General features: G+C 46.7%; 1 pseudogene. It reads right to left on the bottom strand.

Annotated elements, in window-relative coordinates:
- A pseudogene (locus ACTHSP_RS24265) lies at nt 1-229 on the bottom strand (1-deoxy-D-xylulose-5-phosphate reductoisomerase); the annotation flags it as partial.

Below are 229 nucleotides of genomic sequence, written 5' to 3'. Positions count from 1 at the left end.
TGCTGTTATATGTAATTAAATAGGTATTAAGGAAGGGGCCGCCCGACGCGGTCAGGTTAATCGTATTGATACCGTGCTCATTCAGACGGCCTTTGTAATCCCTTGGAAATACTTGGAAGATGGCGTTGTGTTCGCTGTCAATCGGCAATACGGTTGCGCTGTTTTCACGGGCGGTTTCCATGAAAAATGCGCCGGAAACCACCAGCGTTTCTTTGTTTGCCAGATAAAT

The sequence above is a fragment of the Neisseria sp. P0001.S005 genome (genome assembly GCF_051963715.1).
This window is presented reverse-complemented; position numbering and strand designations above follow the sequence as displayed.